Raw genomic sequence first — 19,851 nt, forward strand, 5'->3', positions numbered from 1 at the left:
GGGGTCCTTCGTCAGGCCTGGGCGAGGGGCGCGATCTCCTCGTCGGAGCGGGCCTGCACCCGGGCGCGCATGCGGTCCCGGCTCTCCACGAACTTCGTCGCCTGGGCGTCGAGGCCCTCCATGAAGACGGCGAGCTCCTCGCGGGCCTGCTCGCCCTCCGGGCCGAGGTCGGTGCGCTCGAAGACGTTCCAGGCGCGCAGCACCGGGCTGACGACGTCGTCGTGGTGCAGCCGCAGGTCGTAGATGCCGGCCTTGGCGATGATCACGGAGTTCTTCCGGAAGCCGGCCATGGTGGCGCCGGGCATCTCGAACCCGACCACCTCCTTGGTGACGGCCTTCATCGTGTCGTCGGGGGCGATGTCGAAGGCCGCGCTGACCAGGTTCCGGTAGAAGACCATGTGCAGGTTCTCGTCCTTGGCGATCCGGGCGAGCAGCTTGTCCGCGATCGGGTCACCGGTGGCCTTGCCGGTGTTGCGGTGGCTCACCCGGGTGGCCAGCTCCTGGAAGGACACGTAGGTGACCGCCTCGAGGGCGGTCTTGTCCCCGGAGTCGTAGCCCGCGGTCATGTAGTCCATCCGGGCGCGCTCCAGCGCCACGGGGTCGACGCCCCGGGTGACCACCAGGTAGTCGCGCAGCGCGATGCCGTGCCGGTTCTCCTCCGCCGTCCAGCGGCCGACCCAGGTGCCCCAGGCGCCGTCGGTCCCGAAGTTGGTGGCGATCTCCCGGTGGTAGCTGGGGAGGTTGTCCTCGGTGAGCAGGTTGGTGACCAGCGCGGCCTTGGCCGTCTCGTCGAGCCGCGACTGCTCCGGAGCCCAGTCCTCACCGCCGAGGAAGGCGAAGTCACGACCCTCCGACCACGGGACGTAGTCGTGCGGGTGCCACTCCTGCGCCAGGCTCAGGTGCCGGTTCAGGTTCTCCTCCACGACCGGCTCGAGCTCGGTGAGCAGTGCTGTCTGCTGTGTCGTCCGGGACACGAGGGCCTCCTGGTCGGTGTACCTACGGCGTCGGGGCTGTCGCACCGTAGCCCGGTGACCGGCCCGGGGGTTCCCGGGGCGGCGAGGGGACGGCGGCCGGGTGCGGCCCGGTCGTCCGTCGTCCGGACCAGGCCACCCGCGGCCGCGGTGATGAGGCTCACTACCCCGTCGAGCCCGCGCCCATGCCCGCTGGTCGAGCTGGCCGGCACCGGTCCGAGCACCGTCAGTGACGCCGCTCCGGCCGACCGGGTCGGCGGCCCGACCGGCGCCGCCCCGGCCCCTCCCGACGGGTGGTGCCACGTCGGCTCGACCCCTGCTCCGGCCGGGGATCGGTGCGATCATGGCGCGATGACCAGGAGCGGAAGGCGGGCAGACCGACCGTGACGTCCGACGACCGGCCGGGCGCCCGCCGCCGGCCCTGGTCCGCGCGCCCCGGTGTCCCCGACTCCGCCCGCGGCGTCGACCCGACCGCGCCGCCCATCGGGCCGGCCGCCTTCATCCTCGGCGGGGGGAGCACCCCGTCCGGCGGACCGGAGCCGGCGCCGCACGCCGACGCGGCCGTCCCCGGTGCCCGTCCGGACACCGGCCCGGCCACCGGGACGGACCGGTCCACCCCTGCTCCGCAGCCGTCCGGGACGACGACGGCCGGCCGCCCCGGGCCGGCCGGCCGCCCCGAGCCGGCCGGCGGCACCTCCCACCACCGGCCCGCTCGCGAGCCGCGGGGACTGGGCCGGGCGCTCGGGCTCACCGCCCTGGGCACGGTCCTCCCGGGCGCCGGCCTGGTCGCGGCCGGCCGGCGCCGGCTCGGCTGGACCGTGTTCGCCGTGTTCCTGCTGGTCCTGGCCCTGGGCGCCTACCTGGTGCTCGCCGGCCAGCGCGCCGTCCTGCTGCGGGTGGCGGTCGACTCCACCGCGCTGCTGGTGCTCGGTGCCGGGGTGGCGCTGGCCGCGCTGGGCTGGGTGGCGGTCGTCGTCCTCAGCTACCGGTCGCTGCGCCCACGCCGGCTGCGGTCCTGGCAGCGGGCCCTCGGCGGGCTCGTCGTGGCGGTCCTGTGCGCGGCCGTCGTCGTCCCCGCGGTGACCGCCGTCCGGCTCGCCGCCGCGCAGCGGGACCTGGTCGACACCGTCTTCGCCGACCGGGAGAGCGCCACGGTCGTGGACGCCGAGGACGAGGCGGACCCCTTCGGCGGCCGCGAGTCGATCAACGTGCTGCTGCTCGGCGGCGACGGCGGTGCTGGCCGGGAGGGCGTGCGCACCGACACGGTGATCGTGGCGCACGTCGAGGTCGCCACCGGGCGGACGACGCTGTTCAGCCTGCCCCGCAACCTCGAGGACCTCCCGTTCCCGGCGGACAGCCCGCTGGCCGCGCTGTACCCGGAGGGCTTCGACGCCGGGAGCGAGTCGGAGAGCCTGCTCAACGCCGTCTACCGCAACGGGCCGGCCGCCCACCCCGACGTGCTGGGCCCCACCGCCGATCCGGGTGCGGACTTCCTCAAGCTGGGCGTCGGTGAGGCCCTGGGCCTGGACATCGACTACTACGTGCTGGTCAACCTGGAGGGCTTCGCTCGGCTGGTCGACGCGCTCGGTGGGATCACCGTCAACGTCAACTACTACGTGCCGATCAACGGCGAGCCCAGCAGGGGCATCCTCCCCGACGACTACATCGCCCCGGGGCCGGACCAGCAGATGGACGGCACCCGGGCGCTGGACTTCGCCCGGGGCCGCTTCGGGCTCACCGACTACCAGCGGATGGACCGGCAGCGCTGCGTGCTCGACGCCATCGTGCAGGCCGCGGACCCGGTCACGCTGCTCTCCTCGTACCGGGAGCTGGCGGCGACCACCCAGGACATCGTGAGCACCGACGTCCCCTCCAACGTCCTCGGCGACGTCGTCGACCTGGCGCTGCGGGTCAAGGACTCGGAGATCCGCAGCGTCGTCTTCGACGACACGGTGATCGACCCGGCCTACCCCGACTACGACCGGATGCGGGCGCTGGTGCAGGAGGCGCTGGCCGCACCGGCGCCGGTGGACGACGCCGACGACACGGCCCCCTCGGGCACGCCGGCCCCCAGCACCTCGCCGGCCCCGTCGCCGGAGCCGGCGCCCACCGACGGCGCCGGTGCGGCCAGCGAGGTCGGCGACGCCTGCGCCTTCGACCCGGCGGCGGCCGCCGAGGCGCTCGCCGCCGGGAAGCCGCCGACCCGGGGCGGCTGAGCCGCTCCGGCGCTCACGGCCGGGCGAACGGCGCGGCGTGCCGGAACGTGCCCCGCACCGCCTGCAGGGGGCCCGCGGCGAGCGTGCGAGCCGTGGGGGGCAGGAGGGTGCTCCTGCTAACCGGCCAGCACCACCATCAGCGTGCGCGGACCGTGCACCCCCTCGACCCGCTGCAGCTCGATGTCGCTGGTCGCCGACGGGCCGCTGACCATGGTCAGCGGGCGCAGCGGGTCCAGCCGGGTCAGCGACTCGGGCACGCCGCCCACCACCTGGTCCACCCGCACGACGCAGACCAGGCAGTCGGGCAGCAGGGACAGCGCCCGCCGCCCGCAGGCCGGGGAGCCGTCGAGCACCAGCGTGCCGGTCTCGGCGATGGCCACGGCGACGGCGGTCACCGCGGCCGACCGCTCGGCCAGCTGCACCGGCGGGCGGTCGTCGTCCACGTCGCTGCCCGGCGGGCGCCACTCCTCGGGCAGTCCGGGTGCGACGACGACGTCGCCCGGCGCCCACCCGGTGCCGATGCCCTGGTCCAGCGCGGCGACGACCGTGGCGCCCACCTCGCCGGGGCCGCAGCGCAGCACCGAGGCGCGGTAGTCCTCCACCCGGTCGACCAGCAGGTCGAGCAGTTCCGCGCCGGTCGCCGGGTGCCCGCCGGCCCGCCGGTAGTCGCGGACCACCTCGGGCGGCGGTGTCCGGGTCTCGCCCAGCGCCGTCCGGATCCGGCTCAGCACGTCCTCGCGGGCCGTCATCGCCCGTGCTCCCGCGTCCAGGACTCGACGAACGTCGAGGTCGGCGGCGTAGGCAGGTCGCGGCTGCGGGTCCAGCCGGACATCGGCGGAGGCAGCGCGTTGGGCAGCGTCGGCCGGCCACGGGCGAACAGCCGGCCCAGCCGGGAGGCGCGCTGGGCGAGGTGCCACAGCCGCGGGTTGGACATGGCCTTCGCCAGGCCGCGGAAGGCGATCGCCTCCGCCGTCAGCTTCTCCTGGGCCTCGACGTGCTCGGCGCGCAGGTGCACCAGGATCGACGGGATGTCGATGGCCACCGGGCACACCTCGAAGCAGGCGCCGCAGAGACTGGAGGCGTAGGGGAGCGAGGCGTTGTCCTCCACGCCGGTCAGCTGCGGGGAGAGGATCGCGCCGATCGGGCCCGGGTAGACCGAGCCGTAGGAGTGCCCGCCGGCCCGCTCGTAGACCGGGCAGACGTTGAGGCAGGCCGAGCAGCGGATGCAGTGCAGTGCCTCGCGGCCCACCTCGTCGGCCAGCACCGCCGTCCGCCCGTTGTCCAGCAGCACCAGGTGGAACTCCTGGGGCCCGTCGCCGGGGGTGACCCCGGTCCAGGTGGACGTGTAGGGGTTCATCCGCTCGCCGGTCGAGGAGCGCGGCAGCAGCTGCAGGAAGACCTCGAGGTCCTGCCAGGTCGGGACGAGCTTCTCGATGCCCATCACGGTGATCAGCGTCTGCGGCAGGGTGAGGCACATCCGGCCGTTGCCCTCGCTCTCCACCACGGCGAGGGTGCCGGTCTCGGCGATGCCGAAGTTCGCCCCGCTGACCGCCACCCGGGCGCGCAGGAACCGCTCGCGCAGGTGCGCCCGGGCGGCCATGGCCAGCTTGCGCGGCTCGTCGGTGAGCTCCGGGTCCACGCCGGGGATGGTCCGGGCGAAGATCTCCCGGATCTCGGCCCGGTTCTTGTGGATGGCCGGGACCAGGATGTGCGACGGCTTGTCCTCCCCGAGCTGGACGATCAGCTCGGCCAGGTCGGTCTCGAAGACGTCGAGCCCCACGGCCTCCAGCGCCTCGTTGAGCCCGATCTCCTGGGTGGCCATCGACTTGACCTTGACCACCTCGCTCGCCCCGGTGGCCTGCACCAGGCGGGTGACGATCTCGTTGGCCTCGTTGGCGTCCCGCGCCCAGTGCACCGTCCCGCCGCGGGCGGTGACCTGGCGCTCCAGCTCCTCCAGGTGCTCGTCGAGGCGCGCCATGGTGGCGGCCTTGAGCGCCTTGCCCGCGGCGCGGAGCTGCTCCCAGTCGGGCACCTCGGCCACGACGCGGGCCCGCTTGTTGCGGATCGTGGTGGTCGCGTGGCCGAGGTTGGCGCGCAGCTGGCCGTCGCGCAGGGCGGTGCGCGCGGCGTCCGGGAACGACTGGTCGCCGCGCAGGTGGCCGACGCCGCGGGGCGCGGTGGGCAGGCCGAGGAAGGTGGGCGCCTTCGGCGGGACGGTGGCAGTCATGCGGTCACCGCCGGGGCGGGCCGGGTGGACTGGTGCGGGGTCACGGCGTCCTCCGTCGACGCGAGGATCTCGGCCAGGTGCACCGTCCGGGTGCCGGCGCGCAGCCGGGACAGGCCACCGCCGATGTGCATGAGGCAGGACGCGTCGCCGGCGGTGCACACCTCGGCGTGGGTGCCGAGCACGTTGGCCATCTTGTCGGTCAGCATCGCCGTCGAGGTGTCGGCGTTCTTGATCGCGAAGGTGCCGCCGAAGCCGCAGCACTGCTCGGCGCCGGGCAGCTCCACCAGCTCCAGCCCGCGCACCGCGCGGAGCAGCCGCAGCGGCCGGTCGCCGACCTTGAGCAGCCGCAGCGAGTGGCAGGTCGGGTGGTAGGTGACCCGGTGCGGGTAGTAGGCGCCCACGTCGGTGACGCCGAGGACGTCGACCAGGAACTGGGACAGCTCGTACGTGCGCCCGGCGAGCTCGGCGGCGTCCTCGGCGAGGGAGAGCTCCCCGGCCCGGCGGGCCACGTCGGCCTGCTGGTGGTGGATGGACGCCACGCACGACCCGGACGGCGCCACGATCGCCTCCGCGCCGGCGAACGCCCGCACGTGGTTGGCGACGATCGGCACGGCCTCGCGCCGGTAGCCCGTGTTGACGTGCATCTGACCGCAGCAGGCCTGGTCCCGGGGCACGACCACCTCGTGGCCCAGCCGCTGCAGCAGCGTGGCGGTGGCCCGGGCCACCGACGGCGTCAGGGTGTCCACCAGACAGGTGGCGAAGAGCGCGACTCTCATCCCGGGATCCTCATCAGGCCGTCCTGCTCCGATCGGGGCCGCGGCACGGTCCGTGCCCGCGTGGAGGTCAGGTTGCCACAGGTGGCGGCCCGGACGCCGCTCGTCCGGAGGGGGGTGCGGACGGACCCGCGCGCGGACGGCAGGCTGGGCACCGTGACCACCGTGCGCGCCATGATCATCACGCCGGACCTGGACCGGCTGCTGGCCTTCTACGGCCGGCTGCTGGGCGCGGAGGAGGTGGAGCGGATGCCGGCCGAGGGGCCGCCGTTCTACGTCGGCCTCCGGCTCGGCGACTCCGACCTCGGGCTGATCGCCGACGCCGGCGCCGACCTCGGGGCGGCGCAGCGACTGCTGATCAGCATCGAGGTGCCGGGGATCGACGCCCTGCTGGACCGGGTGACCGAGCTCGGGGGGACGGTGCTCAGCCCGCCGGCCGACATGCCGTGGGGCCAGCGGGTGGTGCACCTGCGCGACCCCGACGGCAACGCGGTCAACCTGACCCAGGACCTGGAGCCGGCGGCGTGACCGCGCCGGACCGCCGGGGCGGCCGCGAGCGGCTCGCGGGCCTGTTCCTGCTCGGGGTGGCCGCCGTCCTGCTGTTCTCCTCCGTGACCTGGTTCGGCAGCGACCGCGCCGGTGTGGGCATCGGCCAGGTGGCGCTGGGCGTCGTGCTGGCCGTCCTGGGCGTCGTCCTGGTCCGCCGTTCGCGGACGTGACCTGTTTCACCTGGCGCAGGCGGGGAAAACCGGGGCGATGAAGATCACCAAGGACGAGCTCATGACGGTGCTGCGCACCGAGGGTGACAACGACACCGCCGAGAAGGCAGCCGGGTTGCCGGACCAGATCGACACCGACCGGGACGGCGAGGCGCTGGAGGCCATCGGCCTGGACCGCACCCAGCTGATGGCCAAGCTGGCCGCGGCCGGCTTCGGCGGTTCCCTGGCGCCTTAAGGCCGCTCGGCACGCCCCCCCGGGTAGGCCCCCGTGCAGGGTCCCGCCGCGAGCCTGCGAGCGGCGGGGGCACGGGGGTCCTTCACCCGCGGTAGGGGCGCTCCCGGGCCAGCTCCTCCTTCGCGACGCCGCGGATGTGCACGGCGTCCGGGCCGTCGACGATGCGCAGGGTCCGCGCGTGCGCCCAGAAGCCGGCCAGCGGGGTGTCGTCGCTGACCCCGGCTCCGCCGTGCAGCTGGATGGCCCGGTCGATGACGTCCAGGGCCACCTTCGGCGCGGCCACCTTGATCGCCGAGATCTCGGTGCGGGCCCCCTTGGCCCCGTACTTGTCGATCAGGTCGGCGGTCTTGAGCACCAGCAGGCGGGCCTGGTCGATCTCGATCCGGGACAGCGCGATCGACTCGCGCACGGTGCCCTGCTCGGCCAGCGGCCGGCCGAACGCGACCCGGGACGTGGCCCGCTCGACCATCAGGGTCAGGGCCCGCTCGGCCATGCCGATGGCCCGCATGCAGTGGTGGATCCGGCCGGGCCCGAGCCGCGCCTGGGCGATCATGAAGCCGTCGCCCTCACCGGCCAGGATGTTGGTGGCCGGCACCCGGACGTCGGTGAACCGCAGCTCCGAGTGCCCGTGCTGGTCCTGGTACCCGAAGACCGGCAGGTGCCGGACGATCTCGAAGCCCGGGGTGTCCCGGGGGACGAGCACCATCGACTGCTGGCGGTGCGGCGGGCCGTCGGGGTCGGTCTTCCCCATCACGATGAAGATCTGGCAGCGCTCGTCGGCGGTCCCGGTGATCCACCACTTGCGGCCGTTGATGACGTAGTCGTCGCCGTCCCGCACGATCGAGGTCTGGATGTTCCGCGCGTCGGACGACGCGACGTCCGGCTCGGTCATGGCGAAACCGGAGCGGATCTCCCCCTCCAGCAGCGGGTTCAGCCAGCGCTCCTTCTGCTCCGGGGTCCCGAAGAGCATCAGGGTCTCCATGTTGCCGGTGTCCGGCGCGCCGGTGTTGATCGCCTCCGGCGCGATGACCGGGGACCAGCCGGTGATCTCGGCGACGGAGGCGTACTCCAGGTTGGTCAGCCCGGCGAGCTCGTGGTGGAACAGGTTCCACAGGCCGCGGCTGCGCGCCTCGGCCTTGAGCTCTTCGAGCACCGGTGGGTGGCCGTGGTCGTCGTGGCCGCGGGCGGCCCGCCACTCGGCGTAGACGGGCTCAGCGGGGAAGACGCACTCCCGCATGAAGTCCCACATCCGACCGGTGACGTCCTCGGCTCGAGCGGAGAGGGCGAAGTCCATGGTCCCGGACCGTAGCCGCACACGGCACCGCCCGGACACCGGGGCGGTGTCCGGGCGGTGCGGGTCGGTCCGGCGGGAGCAGCGGCTCCCGGCGGACCGGTCCTCACCTGCGGGTCGGTCTCGGCCGGCGGACGACGAAGGGACCGATGGCCAGCAGGTCCACCGGTGCCGAGCCGAAGCACTCCAGCGCGTCGCGCGGGTCGTCGACCATCGGCCGGCCGGCCGTGTTCAGGCTGGTGTTCACCACGACCGGGATCCCGGTCCGCCGCTCGAAGGCGCTGATCATGCGGTGCACCAGCGGCTGGGTGTCCGGGTCGATGGTCTGGATCCGCGCCGTCCCGTCGACGTGGGTCACCGTGGGGATGCGGCTCTTCCACTCGGGGGCGACGTCGTGCACGAAGAGCATGTACGGCGAGGGGATCGGCCCGCGGCTGAAGATCTCCGGCGCGCGCTCCAGCAGCACCATCGGCGCCACCGGACGGAACTGCTCCCGGCCCTTGACGTCGTTCATCCGCTCGAGGTTGGCCTCGTGGCCCGGGTGGGCCAGCAGCGAGCGGTGCCCCAGGGCGCGCGGGCCGTACTCGCTGCGCCCCTGGAACCAGGCGACGATGCCGTTGTCGGCCAGCACCTCCGCGACGGCCTCGGCGACGTCGTCCGGGCGCTCGTAGTCGATCGCCGCGGTCGTGAGCACCTGCTCGATCTCGTCGTCGCTCCAGCTCCGGCCCAGCGCCGCGCCGGGCATCGGCTCGGTGTCCTCGCCCAGTTCGCGCGCCACGTGCAGGGCGGCGCCGAGCGCCGTCCCGGCGTCACCGGCGGCCGGCTGCACCCACACCTGCTCGAACGGGCTCTCGGCGAGGACGCGGGTGTTGGCCACGCAGTTGAGCGCGGTGCCGCCGGCCATGGTCAGCGTCTTCTCGCCGGTCTGCTCGTGCACCCAGCGGGCCAGGTCGACCAGCACCTCCTCCAGCCGGGTCTGCACGCTGGCGGCGAGGTCGGCGTGGGCCTCGGTCCAGTCCTCGCCCTTGCCCAGCCGCGGCGCGAACTCGGCGAAGTCGATCCGCTCGGTGCGGAAGCCGCCGTCGCCGGTGGCGCGGATCAGCTCGGACAGCTCGCCGAGGAACCGCGGCTTGCCGTAGCTGGCCATCGCCATGACCTTGAACTCGTCGGAGCTGCGCAGGAAGCCGAGGTGGTCGGTGAGCTCCTCGTACATCAGGCCGAGGGAGTGCGGCAGCGACTGCCCGGCGAGGACCTCCAGCCGGCCGTCGACGTAGCGGCCCGCGAGGTGGCTGTGCGCCTCGCCGCGGCCGTCGAGCACCAGCACCGCGTTGTCCCGCTGCGGCGCGGCCAGTCCCGCCGACGCGGCGTGCGCCACGTGGTGCTTGACGAAGCGCACCTTGGCCGGGTCGAGTCCGGGCAGGGCGTGGGCGAGGAAGTCCGGCGCCATCTCGGCGTACTTCTTGCGCATGGTGTCGCCGTCGTCGAACAGCCCGGAGTCCGCCGGCAGGCCCATCAGCGCCGGGTCGAAGGAGTAGGCGACGGCGTCGAGTTCCTCCGGCCGGATGCCGGCGGCCTTCAGGCACCACGCGGCGGACAGCTCGGGCAGCTCCCAGGCGCTCCAGGGCAACGGGCGCTTGCCGTGCTTGCGCCGGCTGAAGCGCTCCTCCTCGGCCGCGGCGACCACCCGGCCGTCGACGACCAGGGCTGCCGCCGGGTCGTGGTAGATGGCGTTGACGCCCAGGACCTTCACGCGCTGCACTCCTCCCGACCGGGCTCCGCCGCCCGCTCCTCTGATGATGATCACCGCTGCGCGGCGAGCCCGCAGGACGAGGACGCTCCAGTTCCCGGGCCGGACGGCCGATGGAGAGGTGTGTCGTCCTCGCCGCTCCCGCCCCGCTCGGCCGCCCTGCTCTCGGCCTACGGGCTCCCCGAACACGCTCCGGTCGAGCAGCTGCGGTCACTGACCCGGGTGGCGGCGGCGCTCTGCGGCACCCCCACCGCCGTGGTCAACCTGCTGGACGACGCCTTCCAGCACCAGGTCGGCGAGGTCGGCTTCTGCGGCGGCACCACCGACGTGGCCGACTCGATGTGCGCCGTCGCGCTGGGCGAGCCCGCGCTGCGGCACGTCGTCGACGCAGCCCTGGAGCCGGCGTTCGCGGACAACCCGTGGGTGGACGGCCGGCTGGCGAGCGTCCGGTTCTACTCCTCGGTGCCGATCTCCCTCGGCGACGGGTCGGTGATCGGCTCGCTGTGCGTCTTCGCCGAGGAACCCGGCGCGCTGAGCGAGGTGCAGCGCGCGGCGCTGGGTGACCTCGCGCAGCAGGCCGCCGCGATGATCGAGCGGGCCCACGAGGCACGCGACTCCGCGCACCAGGCGGCGCTGTTCCGGATGGTGGCCGAGGGGTCGGCCGACGTGCTGTGCCGGCTGGCCCCCGACGGCACCGTCCGCTACGTGTCCCCGTCCCTGGCCAACGTGCTCGGCCACGCGCCGGTGGTCGGGGTCGGGGTCGCGCCGCTGCTCCAGGTCCACCGGGAGGACGAGCCGGACCTGGTCGAGGCCATGCGCGTGGTGCTCGAGGGGCGGCGGGACGGGGCGTCGGTGCTGTTCCGGGCCTGGCACGCCGACGGGTCGCTGCGCTGGCTGGAGAGCCGGCTGGCGCCGATCCGGGACGTCGACGGGTGGGTGCTGGAGCTGCACTCCGCCGCGCGGGACGTCACCGAGCGGGTGCGGGCCACCCAGGAGCTCGCCCAGGTCGCCGAGCAGGCGGCCGGCCTGGTCGACACCTGCGCGGACGCGCTGGTGTCCATCGACGAGCACAACACCGTCCTGGACTGGAACCCGGCGGCGGAGGCGACCTTCGGCTGGTCGCGGGAGGAGGCGCTCGGCCGCGACCTGGCCGAGCTGATCGTCCCGGCGGAGATGCAGGCCCAGCACCGGGCCGGCCTGGCGCGGCTGCGCGCCGGCGGGCAGGCCCGGATCCTGGGCCAGCAGGTGCAGGTCCCCGGCCGGCACAAGGACGGCCACACCCTGCCGGTCGAGCTGACGCTGTGGCGCAGCCGCGGGCGGGACGGCTGGCGGTACAACGCGTTCCTCCGCGACGTCACCGGACGGGTGGCCGCCGAGGAGGCGCTCATCGAGGCGCGGGACCAGGCGCTGGCCAGCACCCGGGCCAAGACCGCCTTCCTGGCCGCGGCCAGCCACGAGATCCGGACACCCCTCAACGGTGTGCTCGGCACCCTGGAACTGCTCGGGCTGCAGCGGCTGACCGCCCAGCAGGCCGAGTACGTGTCGGTGGCCCAGCGGTCGGGTGAGGCGCTGCTGCGGCTGCTCAACGACGTGCTGGACCTGTCCAAGGCCGAGACCACCGCGGTGGTGCTGGCCGGTGAGCACTTCAGCCCCAGCGACGTGGCCAGCGACGTGACCGCGGCGATGGGCCCGGTGGCCGCGCGCAAGGGCCTGGGCCTGGTGCTCGAGGCCCCGGCGGACCAGCTGCTCGTGGGCGACCCGGCCCGGCTGCGCCAGATCCTGATGAACCTGGTGGGGAACGCGGTGAAGTTCACCGCCCGGGGGCAGGTCACCCTGGCCGTCGGCCTCTCCGCCGCCGCGCAGGCGGACCACGCGCTGGTCCGCTTCTCGGTGCGGGACACCGGTGCCGGGATGACCGCCGGCGAGCTGGCCCAGCTCTTCCAGCCTTTCGTGCAGGGCGCCCAGGGCCAGCGGTACGGCGGCACGGGCCTCGGGCTGGCGCTGAGCCAGCGGCTGGTCGACCTGATGGGCGGCCGGATCGAGGTCAGCAGCACGCCGGGGGAGGGTTCGACGTTCGTCGTCGAGGTCGAGCTGCCGGTCGCCGGCGCCGGCGCGCCCCGTTCCTCCGCCGACGGCGAGCCCGGCGGCGCGCCGGACGGCGGTGCCCCCGTCGCCGGGGAGCGGCCGGCGCGGGTGCTGCTCGCCGACGACAGCGAGATCAACCTGATGGTGGCCACCGCGCTGCTGACCAGCATCGGCGCCGACGTCGTCACGGTGGAGGACGGCGACGAGGCCGTGGAGGCGGTGCGGCGGGAGGCCTTCGACCTGGTCCTGCTGGACAACCACATGCCGCGGATGTCCGGCGTGGAGGCGGCCGCGGCGATCCGCGCGCTGCCCGGACCGGCCGCGGCGACCCGGCTGGTGGCGCTGACCGCCAGCACCGGGGAGGACCAGCGGGCCGCGTTCGAGGAGGCCGGGGTCCAGGAGTTCCTGACCAAGCCGGTCCGGCTCGCCGACTTCCGCCGGCTGCTCGACGAGGCCACCGACTCCGGGCCCGTGCCGGTCCCGGCGGGGTGACCGGAGCCGCTCAGGTGCCGGCGCTCTGCCGCAGCAGGTCGTGCTCCAGGACGGCGCGCAGCGCGAGGGTCTTGTAGCCGACGGTCTCGAACAGGACGACGACCCGGTCCTCCTCGTGCCGCATGACGATCCCGGGGCCCCACTCGGCGTGCTCCACCGCGGTGTCGACCGGGAACGGCTGGTCCTCGGTGACGTCGGGCTGGTGCCGCAGCGCCGTCCCGTCCGAGCAGGTGTCGCAGTTGCCGCAGGGCTCGTCCAGCTGCTCGCCGAAGTAGCCGAGCAGGAACTGCCGGCGGCAGCCGGTCGTCTCGGCGTAGCCGCGCATCATCTCCACCCGGCTCTCGTCCACCTGCTGGTGGTGCTCGGCCAGCTCGCGGGCCGCCGCGGCCGCGTCGCCGGGCGCCGGGGCGCCGGGCGCGGGGGACGCCGTCCCCTCCTCGTCCAGCACCACCGCTCCGGCCTGCTCCAGCAGGTTCAGGTCCCGGACCAGCGGCGTGGCCGCCCGGCCGGTCTCCTCGCGGAGCTCGCGCACGTCCACGCCGTCCATGCCGGACTCGACACCGGCGGCGACCAGGCCGGCGACCTGCTGGAGCTCCTCCTCGGCCGGGGCGCCGGCGGCGAAGAAGCGGCGCAGTCCCAGGTCCTCCTGGCGGTACACCAGCAGGGCGAGGGCGGGCTCGCCGTCCCGCCCCGCCCGGCCGATCTCCTGGTAGTAGCTGTCCACCGAGTCGGCCGGCTCGGCGTGCACCACGAACCGCACGTTCGGGTTGTCGATCCCCATGCCGAAGGCGGTGGTCGCGACGACGACGGCCAGCTCACCGGCCATGAACTGCCGCTGGACCTCCTCGCGGTCGGCCTTGCGCAGCCCGGCGTGGTAGGCCGCCACCGACAGCCCGCGGTCGGCCAGCGCGGCGGCGAGGTCCTCGGTCCCCCGGCGGGTGGCGCTGTAGACGATCCCGGTGCCCCGCTCGGTCAGCTCCGTGGTCCGGTCCAGGACGGCGCGGCGCTTGCCCTCGGCGTCGGCGTGCTGCTCGACCTCCAGCCGGATCTCCGGCCGGTCGAAACCGGCGACGACGACCGCCGGGTCCCGCATGTCCAGTCGCTCCACGATCTCCGCCCGGACCGGCGGCGCCGCGGTGGCGGTCAGCGCCAGCACCGGCGGGTGCCCCAGCTGCTCCACCACCCCCCCCAGGCGCAGGTAGTCCGGGCGGAAGTCGTGGCCCCAGGCGGACACGCAGTGCGCCTCGTCGACCACGAACAGGGCGGGCCCGGCCTGCCGGATGGCCGCCACGACCTCGGGCTTGGCCAGCTGCTCCGGGGCGAGGAAGCAGAAGCGGACCGTTCCGTCACCCAGCCCGTCGAGCACCGCCTGGTGCTCCAGCGCGGACAGGGTGGAGTTGAGCAGGGCGACGCCGCCGACCTCGGGGCCGAGGTCCTCGAGGCGCTGCACCTGGTCGCGTTGCAGGGCGATCAGCGGCGACACCACGAGCACCGGGCCCTCCAGCAGCAGCCCGGCGACCGTGTAGACCGCCGACTTGCCGGCGCCGGAGGGCAGCACGGCGAGGGTGTCCCGGCCGGCGACGATCGACTTCATGGCCGCCTCCTGGCCGGGGCGGAAGTCGGCGAAGCCCAGCACCTCGCGAGCGGTCTGCCGGATGCGGCGGGTGCGGACGGAGGCCGAGCCCCCCGCCGTGGTCAGGACGTCGGCGGCAACGGTGTCGGCAGGAGCGGTGTCGGTTCGCGGGGGCACCGGCGCCGGTTTCCCGGCGCCCGAGATCGACAAACGGCGTCCAGGTGGGCGCCGGGGCGCGGAGCCGCAGCTACCGTGCCCGCATGCCCGCCTCCTACCGGATCGCCGAGGCCGCCGCGCTGCTCGGTGTCAGCGACGACACCGTCCGCCGGTGGATCGAGAGCGACCGGCTCGCCGCCACCCGCCCGGCCGGCGGGCCCGCCCAGGTGGACGGAGCGGACCTCGCCCGGGTGGCCACCGAGCTGCACTCCGCCCCGCAGCCGGGTGCCACCCGGTCGTCCTCGGCGCGCAACCGGCTCCCGGGGCTGGTCACCCGGGTGGTCCGGGACACCGTCATGGCCCAGGTGGAGATCCAGGCCGGGCCGTTCCGGCTGGTGTCGCTGATGTCCCGGGAGGCCGCCGACGAGCTGGGCCTGGACGTCGGCGTCCGGGCGGTGGCCACCGTGAAGGCCACCCAGGTGAGCGTGGACGTGCCCTGAGCCCGGCGGACCGCAGGTGCGGGACGGGTGGCGACGACGGTCCGCAGCAACGGGCACTTGTGGGCTATGGTGCCGCTCGCGCGGTCCGCTCCTGTCGGCCCGGCGGGAGGGAGGACCGGAATGACGTCCCGTGCCCTGCTCGTGGTGCCGGCCGCGGCCCTGCTGGCCCTCACCGCGTGCGGCGGCTCGTCCCCGGACGCCGCAGCCGGGTCGACGCCCGCCGGTGAGACGTCCCCGGCCGGGGACACCCCGACCGGCACGGTCACCGTCTTCGCCGCCGCCTCCCTCACCGACGTGTTCACCGGGTTCGGCGAGCAGCTGGAGGCGGAGAACCCGGACCTCACCGTGCAGTTCAACTTCGCCGGCAGCTCCGCGCTGGCCACCCAGATCGCCCAGGGCGCCCCGGCCGATGTCTTCGCCGCGGCCGACGAGGCGCAGATGGCGCGGGTGGCCGACGCCGGCCTCGCCGAGGAGCCGGAGGTGTTCGCCGAGAACCGGCTGATGCTCGTCGTCCCCCGGGAGAACCCGGCCGGCATCGAGCTACCGGAGGGAGCCGGGATCCCCTCGCTGGCCGACGTCCTCCCGCCCGACGTGACCCTGGCCGTGTGCGCCGCGGAGGTGCCGTGCGGAGCGGCGGCTGCCCAGGTGCTGGGCTCCACCGGGCTCGGCGACGAGCCGGACACCTACGAGGAGGACGTGCGCGCCGTCCTGACCAAGGTGGAGCTGGGCGAGGTCGACGCGGGCCTGGTGTACGTCACCGACGTGAGGTCGGCCGGCGACTCGGTGCTGGCCTTCGCGTTCCGGGAGGCCGAGCCGGCCGGCAACCGCTACCCGGTCGCGGTCCTGGGCGACGCGCCCAACCCGGTCGCCGCCCAGGCGTTCGTGGACCTGGTCACCTCCGAGGAGGGACGGCAGGCCCTGGCGGACGCCGGCTTCCTCGCCCCGTGAGGGCCTCGCGTGACGGCGGGGTCCCGGTCCCGCTGCTCGTCCCCGCCGTCCTGGCGGTCGCCTTCCTGGTGCTGCCGCTGGTCGGCCTGGTCGTGCGCGCGCCCTGGCCGGACCTGCTGCCGGCACTGACCCGGCCCGGGGTCGGCTCGGCGCTGCGGCTGTCCCTGGTGTCGGCGACCCTGGCCACGCTGCTCTCGCTGCTGCTGGGCGTGCCGCTGGCCTGGGTGCTCGCCCGGTCCCGGGTGCGCGGCCGGACGGTGCTGCGGGCGCTGGTCACCGTGCCGCTGGTGCTGCCCCCGGTGGTCGGCGGCGTGGCGCTGTTCCTGGTGCTCGGCCGCCAGGGGCTGATCGGGCGTTGGCTGTTCGAGACCTTCGACCTGACCATCCCGTTCACCACGACGGCGGTGGTCATCGCCGAGACGTTCGTGGCCATGCCGTTCCTGGTGATCAGCGTGGAGGGCGCGCTGCGGGCCGCCGACGCCCGGTTCGAGGACGCCGCCGCCACCCTGGGCGCCGACCGGTGGACCACGTTCCGCCGGGTCACCCTGCCGCTGGTGGCCCCCGGGGTGGCCGCCGGCGCGGTGCTGTGCTGGGCGCGGGCGCTGGGCGAGTTCGGCGCGACCATCACCTTCGCCGGCAACTTCCCCGGGACGACGCAGACCATGCCGCTGGCGGTCTACCTGGCACTGCAGTCCGACCCGGACGCCGCGATCGCGCTGAGCCTGGTGCTGCTCGCCGTCTCGCTGGGCACCCTGGTGCTGCTGCGGGGCAACTGGCTGGGCCGCGGCGGGGCGACGGCATGAGCCTGCGGGCGCGGGTCGGAGTCCAGCGCGGGTCGCTGGCGGTCGACGTCGACCTGGCCGTCGCCGACGGCGAGGTGCTCGCCCTGCTGGGACCCAACGGCGCGGGCAAGTCCACCGTGCTGCGGGTGCTCGCCGGCCTGCTGCCGCTGGACGCCGGCCGCGTCGAGGTCGACGGGGAGCCGGTCTGGGACGACGGCGTCCGCCCGCTCCCGGCGCACCGCCGCTCGCTGGGCATGGTGTTCCAGGACCACCTGCTGTTCCCGCACCTGTCCGTCGCGGACAACGTGGCCTTCGGGCTGCGCACCCGCGGCACCCGGCGGGCGCCGGCCCGCGCGGCCGCCGAGGCGTGGCTGGCCCGGGTGGGACTCGAGGGCCTCGGCGGCCGGCGTCCCGGCGAGCTGTCCGGCGGGCAGGCGCAGCGGGCCGCGCTGGCCCGCGCGCTGGTGGTCGACCCCCGGCTGCTGCTGCTGGACGAGCCGCTGTCGGCGCTGGACGCGCGCACCCGGCTCACCGTGCGCGCCGAGCTGCGCCGGCACCTGGCGGAGTTCGGGGGCAGCACGGTGCTGGTCAGCCACGACCCGGTCGACGCGATGGCGCTGGCCGACCGGGTCGCGGTCGTGGAGGAGGGCTCCGTGGTGCAGGCCGGCACCCCCGCGGACGTCGCCCGGCGGCCGCGCACCGACTACGTGGCCCGGCTGGTGGGGCTGGTGCTGCTGCCGGGCACCGGGGCCGGCCGCGAGGTGCGCCTGGAGGGCGGCGGCACGGTGGTGGCGCCCGAGGAGGTCAGCGGACCGGTGTTCGCCGCCGTCCGGCCCGAGTCGGTGGCGCTGTACCCGGAGCGGCCGACGGGCAGCCCGCGCAACGTCTGGCACCTGCAGCTGGCCTCCGCCACCCCGCACGGCTCGGTGGTGCGCTGCGACCTGGCCGGCGAGGTGCCGCTGACCGCCGACGTGACCGCCACGTCCTTCGCCGAGCTGGGCCTCGCGCCCGGGTCGTGGGTGTGGGCGTCGGTCAAGGCCGCCGAGGTCACCGTCTACGCCCGTTGAAGGACCCCGTCCCCCTCAGCCCTCGCAAGCTCGGGCTGAGCCTCCGGACGGGGCCGAAGCCGTGCGGTCGGCCAGGGCTGGGCCGGCGGGATGGCAGGGTGGGGGAGTGACCGACCGACCCGTCGCTGCGCTGGTGCTGGCCGCCGGGGGCGGCCGGCGGTACGGGATGCCGAAGGCGCTCGTCGAGTACGAGGGCAGCCTGCTGGTGGAACGCGCCGTGCGGACGGCGAGGGCCGTCTGCGACCCGGTGCTCGTCGTCCTCGGGGCGCAGGCGGTCGACGTGTGGCGGACCGCCGACCTCACCGGCGCCACGGTGCTGGCCAACCGGGACTGGGAGACCGGGATGGCCTCCTCGCTGCGCACCGGGCTGGACGGCCTGCGGGGCTGGCCGGGGAGGGTGGACGCCGCGCTGGTGCTGCTGGTGGACATGCCCGGGATGACGGCGGCGGCGCTGGCCGCGATGGCGGAGCACGCGGCGCCCGACGTGCTGGCCGTGCCCACCTACGACGGCGTCCGCGGCCACCCGGTGCTGCTGGGCCGTGAGCACTGGGCCGGGGTGGCGGCGAGCGCGACCGGCGACGAGGGCGCGCGCAGCTACCTGGCCGCCCACCCGGTCACCGAGGTCGACTGCACCGGGCTGGCCGACCCCACCGACCTCGACGTCCCGCCCGGCTGACCAGCGGTACGGTCGCGCGGGTGACAGCCGAGTTCCTGGTGACCACCCTGGTCGTCGTCGCCACCCCGGGCACCGGCGTGGTCTACACGCTGGCCGCCGGGCTCTCCCGCGGTGCGCGGGCCAGCGTGGTCGCCGCGGTGGGCTGCACGCTGGGCATCGTCCCGCACGTGCTGGCCGCGGTGACCGGCCTCGCCGCCCTGCTGCACACCAGCGCCCTGGCCTTCCAGGTGCTGAAGTACCTCGGCGTGGCGTACCTGCTGTACATGGCCTGGGCGACGCTCCGGGAGAAGGGGGCACTCGACGTCCGCGGGGACAGCTCGCCCCGGTCCACGGCCCGGGTGATCGGTTCCGGGGTCCTGGTGAACCTGCTCAACCCGAAGCTGACGATCTTCTTCTTCGCCTTCCTGCCGCAGTTCGTCACCCCCGGGCAGCCCGCTCTCCCGCAGATGCTGCAGCTCAGCGGCGTCTTCATGGTGCTGACCTTCGTCGTCTTCGTGGGCTACGGGACGTGCGCCGCCGGCGTCCGGGACCGCGTGGTCTCCCGTCCCCGGGTGATGACCTGGCTGCGGCGGGTCCTCGCCGGGTCCTTCGTCGCGCTGGGCGCCCGGCTGGCCGTCACGTCCCGCTGAGCGCGGGTAGGTTCGCGGCCGTGAGCACCCCCGCCACCGCCCCGCTGCTGGCCCAGGTCACCGACCAGCCGCTGTCCATCGGCGAGCACGAGGCCGCGGTCGCCGACAAGGCGGCCGGCGCCGTGGTGTCCTTCTGCGGCGTGGTCCGCGACCACGACGGCGGGCGCTCGGTCACCGAGCTCGAGTACGTCGGCCACCCGACCGCGGAGAACCTGATCGCCGAGATCGCCGCCGAGTTCGCCGCCCGCCCGGACGTGCGGGCCCTCGCGGTCTCGCACCGGGTCGGGCTGCTGGGCATCGGCGACGTCGCGCTGGCCTGCGCGGTGAGCGCCGCCCACCGCGGCGCCGCCTTCACCGCCTGCGCCGAGCTGGTCGACGAGGTGAAGGCCCGGCTGCCGATCTGGAAGCGCCAGGTGTTCACCGACGGCCAGGAGGAGTGGGTGGCCTGCCCCTGAGGCGGCCCCGGGGTCAGCGCGCTCCGGCCAGCCCGTCGTCGTCGGGGTGGCGGTGCCGGCCTTCCGCCTCCCGCTCGCCCTCCTGTCCGGCCCGGTCACGCTCGGCGCGCTCCTCCTCGGCCTCGGCCTCCAGTCGCCGGGCCTCGCCGTCCAGGGTCGCCGCGGCGTCCCCGTGCGACTCGCCGTAGACCTGCTCGGCGCGGCCGAGCAGCTCCTCCGCCTTGGCCTTCGCCCTGCCGAACACGCTCATGGCTCCTCCTTGTGGAACGGCCGTTCTCCAGGGGCCTGCGCCGAGCTCGCGAGCAGCGG

Annotated in this window: 20 protein-coding genes; 12 read left to right on the forward strand and 8 right to left on the reverse strand. The window is 75.0% G+C overall.

Annotated features, from left to right (window positions below):
• Nucleotides 1-11: 11 nt before the first annotated feature.
• A complete protein-coding gene (locus ACWIX6_RS01315; RefSeq protein WP_448615040.1) occupies nt 12-974 on the reverse strand; it encodes an acyl-ACP desaturase in 963 nt (320 codons plus the stop codon).
• Nucleotides 975-1,354: 380 nt separating this feature from the next.
• Here ACWIX6_RS01315 and ACWIX6_RS01320 point away from each other — a divergent pair, with 380 nt between their 5' ends.
• Entirely contained in the window at nt 1,355-3,187 is a 1,833-nt protein-coding gene (locus ACWIX6_RS01320; protein WP_448615041.1) for an LCP family glycopolymer transferase, read from the forward strand.
• A 116-nt stretch (nt 3,188-3,303) separates the two neighbouring features.
• Here ACWIX6_RS01320 and ACWIX6_RS01325 read toward each other — a convergent pair whose 3' ends face one another.
• From ACWIX6_RS01325 to ACWIX6_RS01335, 3 genes are read right to left on the reverse strand one after another with little or no spacing between them, the layout of a single operon-like run.
• On the reverse strand, nt 3,304-3,936 hold the full coding sequence (locus ACWIX6_RS01325; RefSeq protein WP_448615042.1) for a LutC/YkgG family protein: 633 nt from the start codon (nt 3,934-3,936) through the stop codon (nt 3,304-3,306).
• A complete protein-coding gene (locus tag ACWIX6_RS01330; RefSeq protein WP_448615043.1) occupies nt 3,933-5,414 on the reverse strand; it encodes a LutB/LldF family L-lactate oxidation iron-sulfur protein in 1,482 nt (493 codons plus the stop codon). The genes ACWIX6_RS01325 and ACWIX6_RS01330 overlap by 4 nt, the downstream gene beginning before the upstream one ends.
• On the reverse strand, nt 5,411-6,190 hold the full coding sequence (locus tag ACWIX6_RS01335; RefSeq protein WP_448615044.1) for a (Fe-S)-binding protein: 780 nt from the start codon (nt 6,188-6,190) through the stop codon (nt 5,411-5,413). Before ACWIX6_RS01335 ends, ACWIX6_RS01330 begins: the two co-directional genes overlap by 4 nt.
• Before the next feature lie 153 nt (nt 6,191-6,343).
• Here ACWIX6_RS01335 and ACWIX6_RS01340 point away from each other — a divergent pair, with 153 nt between their 5' ends.
• Genes ACWIX6_RS01340 through ACWIX6_RS01350 form a run of 3 tightly spaced genes read left to right on the forward strand, consistent with a single transcriptional unit; the run spans nt 6,344 to nt 7,141 of the window.
• Nucleotides 6,344-6,715, forward strand: a complete 372-nt coding sequence (locus tag ACWIX6_RS01340; protein WP_448615045.1) for a VOC family protein — start codon at nt 6,344-6,346, stop codon at nt 6,713-6,715.
• On the forward strand, nt 6,712-6,906 hold the full coding sequence (locus ACWIX6_RS01345; protein ID WP_448615046.1) for a hypothetical protein: 195 nt from the start codon (nt 6,712-6,714) through the stop codon (nt 6,904-6,906). The genes ACWIX6_RS01340 and ACWIX6_RS01345 overlap by 4 nt, the downstream gene beginning before the upstream one ends.
• A 37-nt stretch (nt 6,907-6,943) precedes the next feature.
• The gene (locus tag ACWIX6_RS01350; protein ID WP_448615047.1) at nt 6,944-7,141 is read left to right on the forward strand and encodes a hypothetical protein; all 198 of its coding nucleotides are present in this window, start codon (nt 6,944-6,946) and stop codon (nt 7,139-7,141) included.
• A gap of 82 nt (nt 7,142-7,223) precedes the next feature.
• Here the strand turns inward: ACWIX6_RS01350 and ACWIX6_RS01355 are convergent, their stop codons facing one another.
• Both ACWIX6_RS01355 and ACWIX6_RS01360 read right to left on the reverse strand, forming a co-directional pair.
• A complete protein-coding gene (locus ACWIX6_RS01355) occupies nt 7,224-8,435 on the reverse strand; it encodes an acyl-CoA dehydrogenase family protein (RefSeq protein WP_448615048.1) in 1,212 nt (403 codons plus the stop codon).
• A gap of 103 nt (nt 8,436-8,538) precedes the next feature.
• Nucleotides 8,539-10,182: a carbamoyltransferase family protein gene (locus tag ACWIX6_RS01360; RefSeq protein ID WP_448615049.1), complete on the reverse strand. Its 1,644-nt coding sequence runs from the start codon at nt 10,180-10,182 to the stop codon at nt 8,539-8,541.
• Nucleotides 10,183-10,302: 120 nt separating this feature from the next.
• Here ACWIX6_RS01360 and ACWIX6_RS01365 point away from each other — a divergent pair, with 120 nt between their 5' ends.
• Complete coding sequence (locus ACWIX6_RS01365) at nt 10,303-12,756, forward strand: PAS domain S-box protein (RefSeq protein WP_448615050.1); 2,454 nt, start codon at nt 10,303-10,305, stop codon at nt 12,754-12,756.
• A gap of 10 nt (nt 12,757-12,766) precedes the next feature.
• On the opposite strand, the gene ACWIX6_RS01370 is transcribed toward ACWIX6_RS01365, so the two are convergent.
• Entirely contained in the window at nt 12,767-14,506 is a 1,740-nt protein-coding gene (locus ACWIX6_RS01370) for a RecQ family ATP-dependent DNA helicase (RefSeq protein ID WP_448615051.1), read from the reverse strand.
• 83 nt (nt 14,507-14,589) lie between these two features.
• Here ACWIX6_RS01370 and ACWIX6_RS01375 point away from each other — a divergent pair, with 83 nt between their 5' ends.
• From ACWIX6_RS01375 to ACWIX6_RS01405, 7 genes are all read left to right on the forward strand, one after another.
• A complete protein-coding gene (locus ACWIX6_RS01375) occupies nt 14,590-14,985 on the forward strand; it encodes a TOBE domain-containing protein (protein WP_448615052.1) in 396 nt (131 codons plus the stop codon).
• A 120-nt stretch (nt 14,986-15,105) separates the two neighbouring features.
• The gene (modA, locus tag ACWIX6_RS01380) at nt 15,106-15,933 is read left to right on the forward strand and encodes a molybdate ABC transporter substrate-binding protein (protein ID WP_448615053.1); all 828 of its coding nucleotides are present in this window, start codon (nt 15,106-15,108) and stop codon (nt 15,931-15,933) included.
• The gene (gene modB / locus ACWIX6_RS01385; protein WP_448615054.1) at nt 15,930-16,736 is read left to right on the forward strand and encodes a molybdate ABC transporter permease subunit; all 807 of its coding nucleotides are present in this window, start codon (nt 15,930-15,932) and stop codon (nt 16,734-16,736) included. Before modA ends, modB begins: the two co-directional genes overlap by 4 nt.
• Nucleotides 16,733-17,782, forward strand: a complete 1,050-nt coding sequence (locus ACWIX6_RS01390; protein WP_448615055.1) for an ABC transporter ATP-binding protein — start codon at nt 16,733-16,735, stop codon at nt 17,780-17,782. The genes modB and ACWIX6_RS01390 overlap by 4 nt, the downstream gene beginning before the upstream one ends.
• Nucleotides 17,783-17,888: 106 nt before the next feature.
• The gene (locus ACWIX6_RS01395; protein ID WP_448615056.1) at nt 17,889-18,458 is read left to right on the forward strand and encodes a nucleotidyltransferase family protein; all 570 of its coding nucleotides are present in this window, start codon (nt 17,889-17,891) and stop codon (nt 18,456-18,458) included.
• 20 nt (nt 18,459-18,478) lie between these two features.
• The gene (locus ACWIX6_RS01400; protein WP_448615057.1) at nt 18,479-19,087 is read left to right on the forward strand and encodes a LysE family translocator; all 609 of its coding nucleotides are present in this window, start codon (nt 18,479-18,481) and stop codon (nt 19,085-19,087) included.
• A 20-nt stretch (nt 19,088-19,107) separates the two neighbouring features.
• On the forward strand, nt 19,108-19,542 hold the full coding sequence (locus ACWIX6_RS01405) for a molybdenum cofactor biosynthesis protein MoaE (RefSeq protein WP_448615058.1): 435 nt from the start codon (nt 19,108-19,110) through the stop codon (nt 19,540-19,542).
• A gap of 13 nt (nt 19,543-19,555) precedes the next feature.
• Here ACWIX6_RS01405 and ACWIX6_RS01410 read toward each other — a convergent pair whose 3' ends face one another.
• On the reverse strand, nt 19,556-19,792 hold the full coding sequence (locus tag ACWIX6_RS01410; protein ID WP_448615059.1) for a hypothetical protein: 237 nt from the start codon (nt 19,790-19,792) through the stop codon (nt 19,556-19,558).
• Nucleotides 19,793-19,851: the final 59 nt, after the last annotated feature.

The sequence above is a fragment of the Modestobacter sp. URMC 112 genome (assembly GCF_053502575.1).

Coding starts and splice junctions, on each gene's coding strand:
- ACWIX6_RS01325 (WP_448615042.1), bottom strand. CDS start 3,936: ATGACGGCCCGCGAGGACGTGCTGAGCCGGATCCGGACGGCGCTGGGC.
- ACWIX6_RS01330 (WP_448615043.1), bottom strand. CDS start 5,414: ATGACTGCCACCGTCCCGCCGAAGGCGCCCACCTTCCTCGGCCTGCCC.
- ACWIX6_RS01335 (WP_448615044.1), bottom strand. CDS start 6,190: ATGAGAGTCGCGCTCTTCGCCACCTGTCTGGTGGACACCCTGACGCCG.
- ACWIX6_RS01350 (WP_448615047.1), top strand. CDS start 6,944: ATGAAGATCACCAAGGACGAGCTCATGACGGTGCTGCGCACCGAGGGT.
- ACWIX6_RS01355 (WP_448615048.1), bottom strand. CDS start 8,435: ATGGACTTCGCCCTCTCCGCTCGAGCCGAGGACGTCACCGGTCGGATG.
- ACWIX6_RS01375 (WP_448615052.1), top strand. CDS start 14,590: ATGCCCGCCTCCTACCGGATCGCCGAGGCCGCCGCGCTGCTCGGTGTC.
- modA (WP_448615053.1), top strand. CDS start 15,106: ATGACGTCCCGTGCCCTGCTCGTGGTGCCGGCCGCGGCCCTGCTGGCC.
- ACWIX6_RS01390 (WP_448615055.1), top strand. CDS start 16,733: ATGAGCCTGCGGGCGCGGGTCGGAGTCCAGCGCGGGTCGCTGGCGGTC.
- ACWIX6_RS01410 (WP_448615059.1), bottom strand. CDS start 19,792: ATGAGCGTGTTCGGCAGGGCGAAGGCCAAGGCGGAGGAGCTGCTCGGC.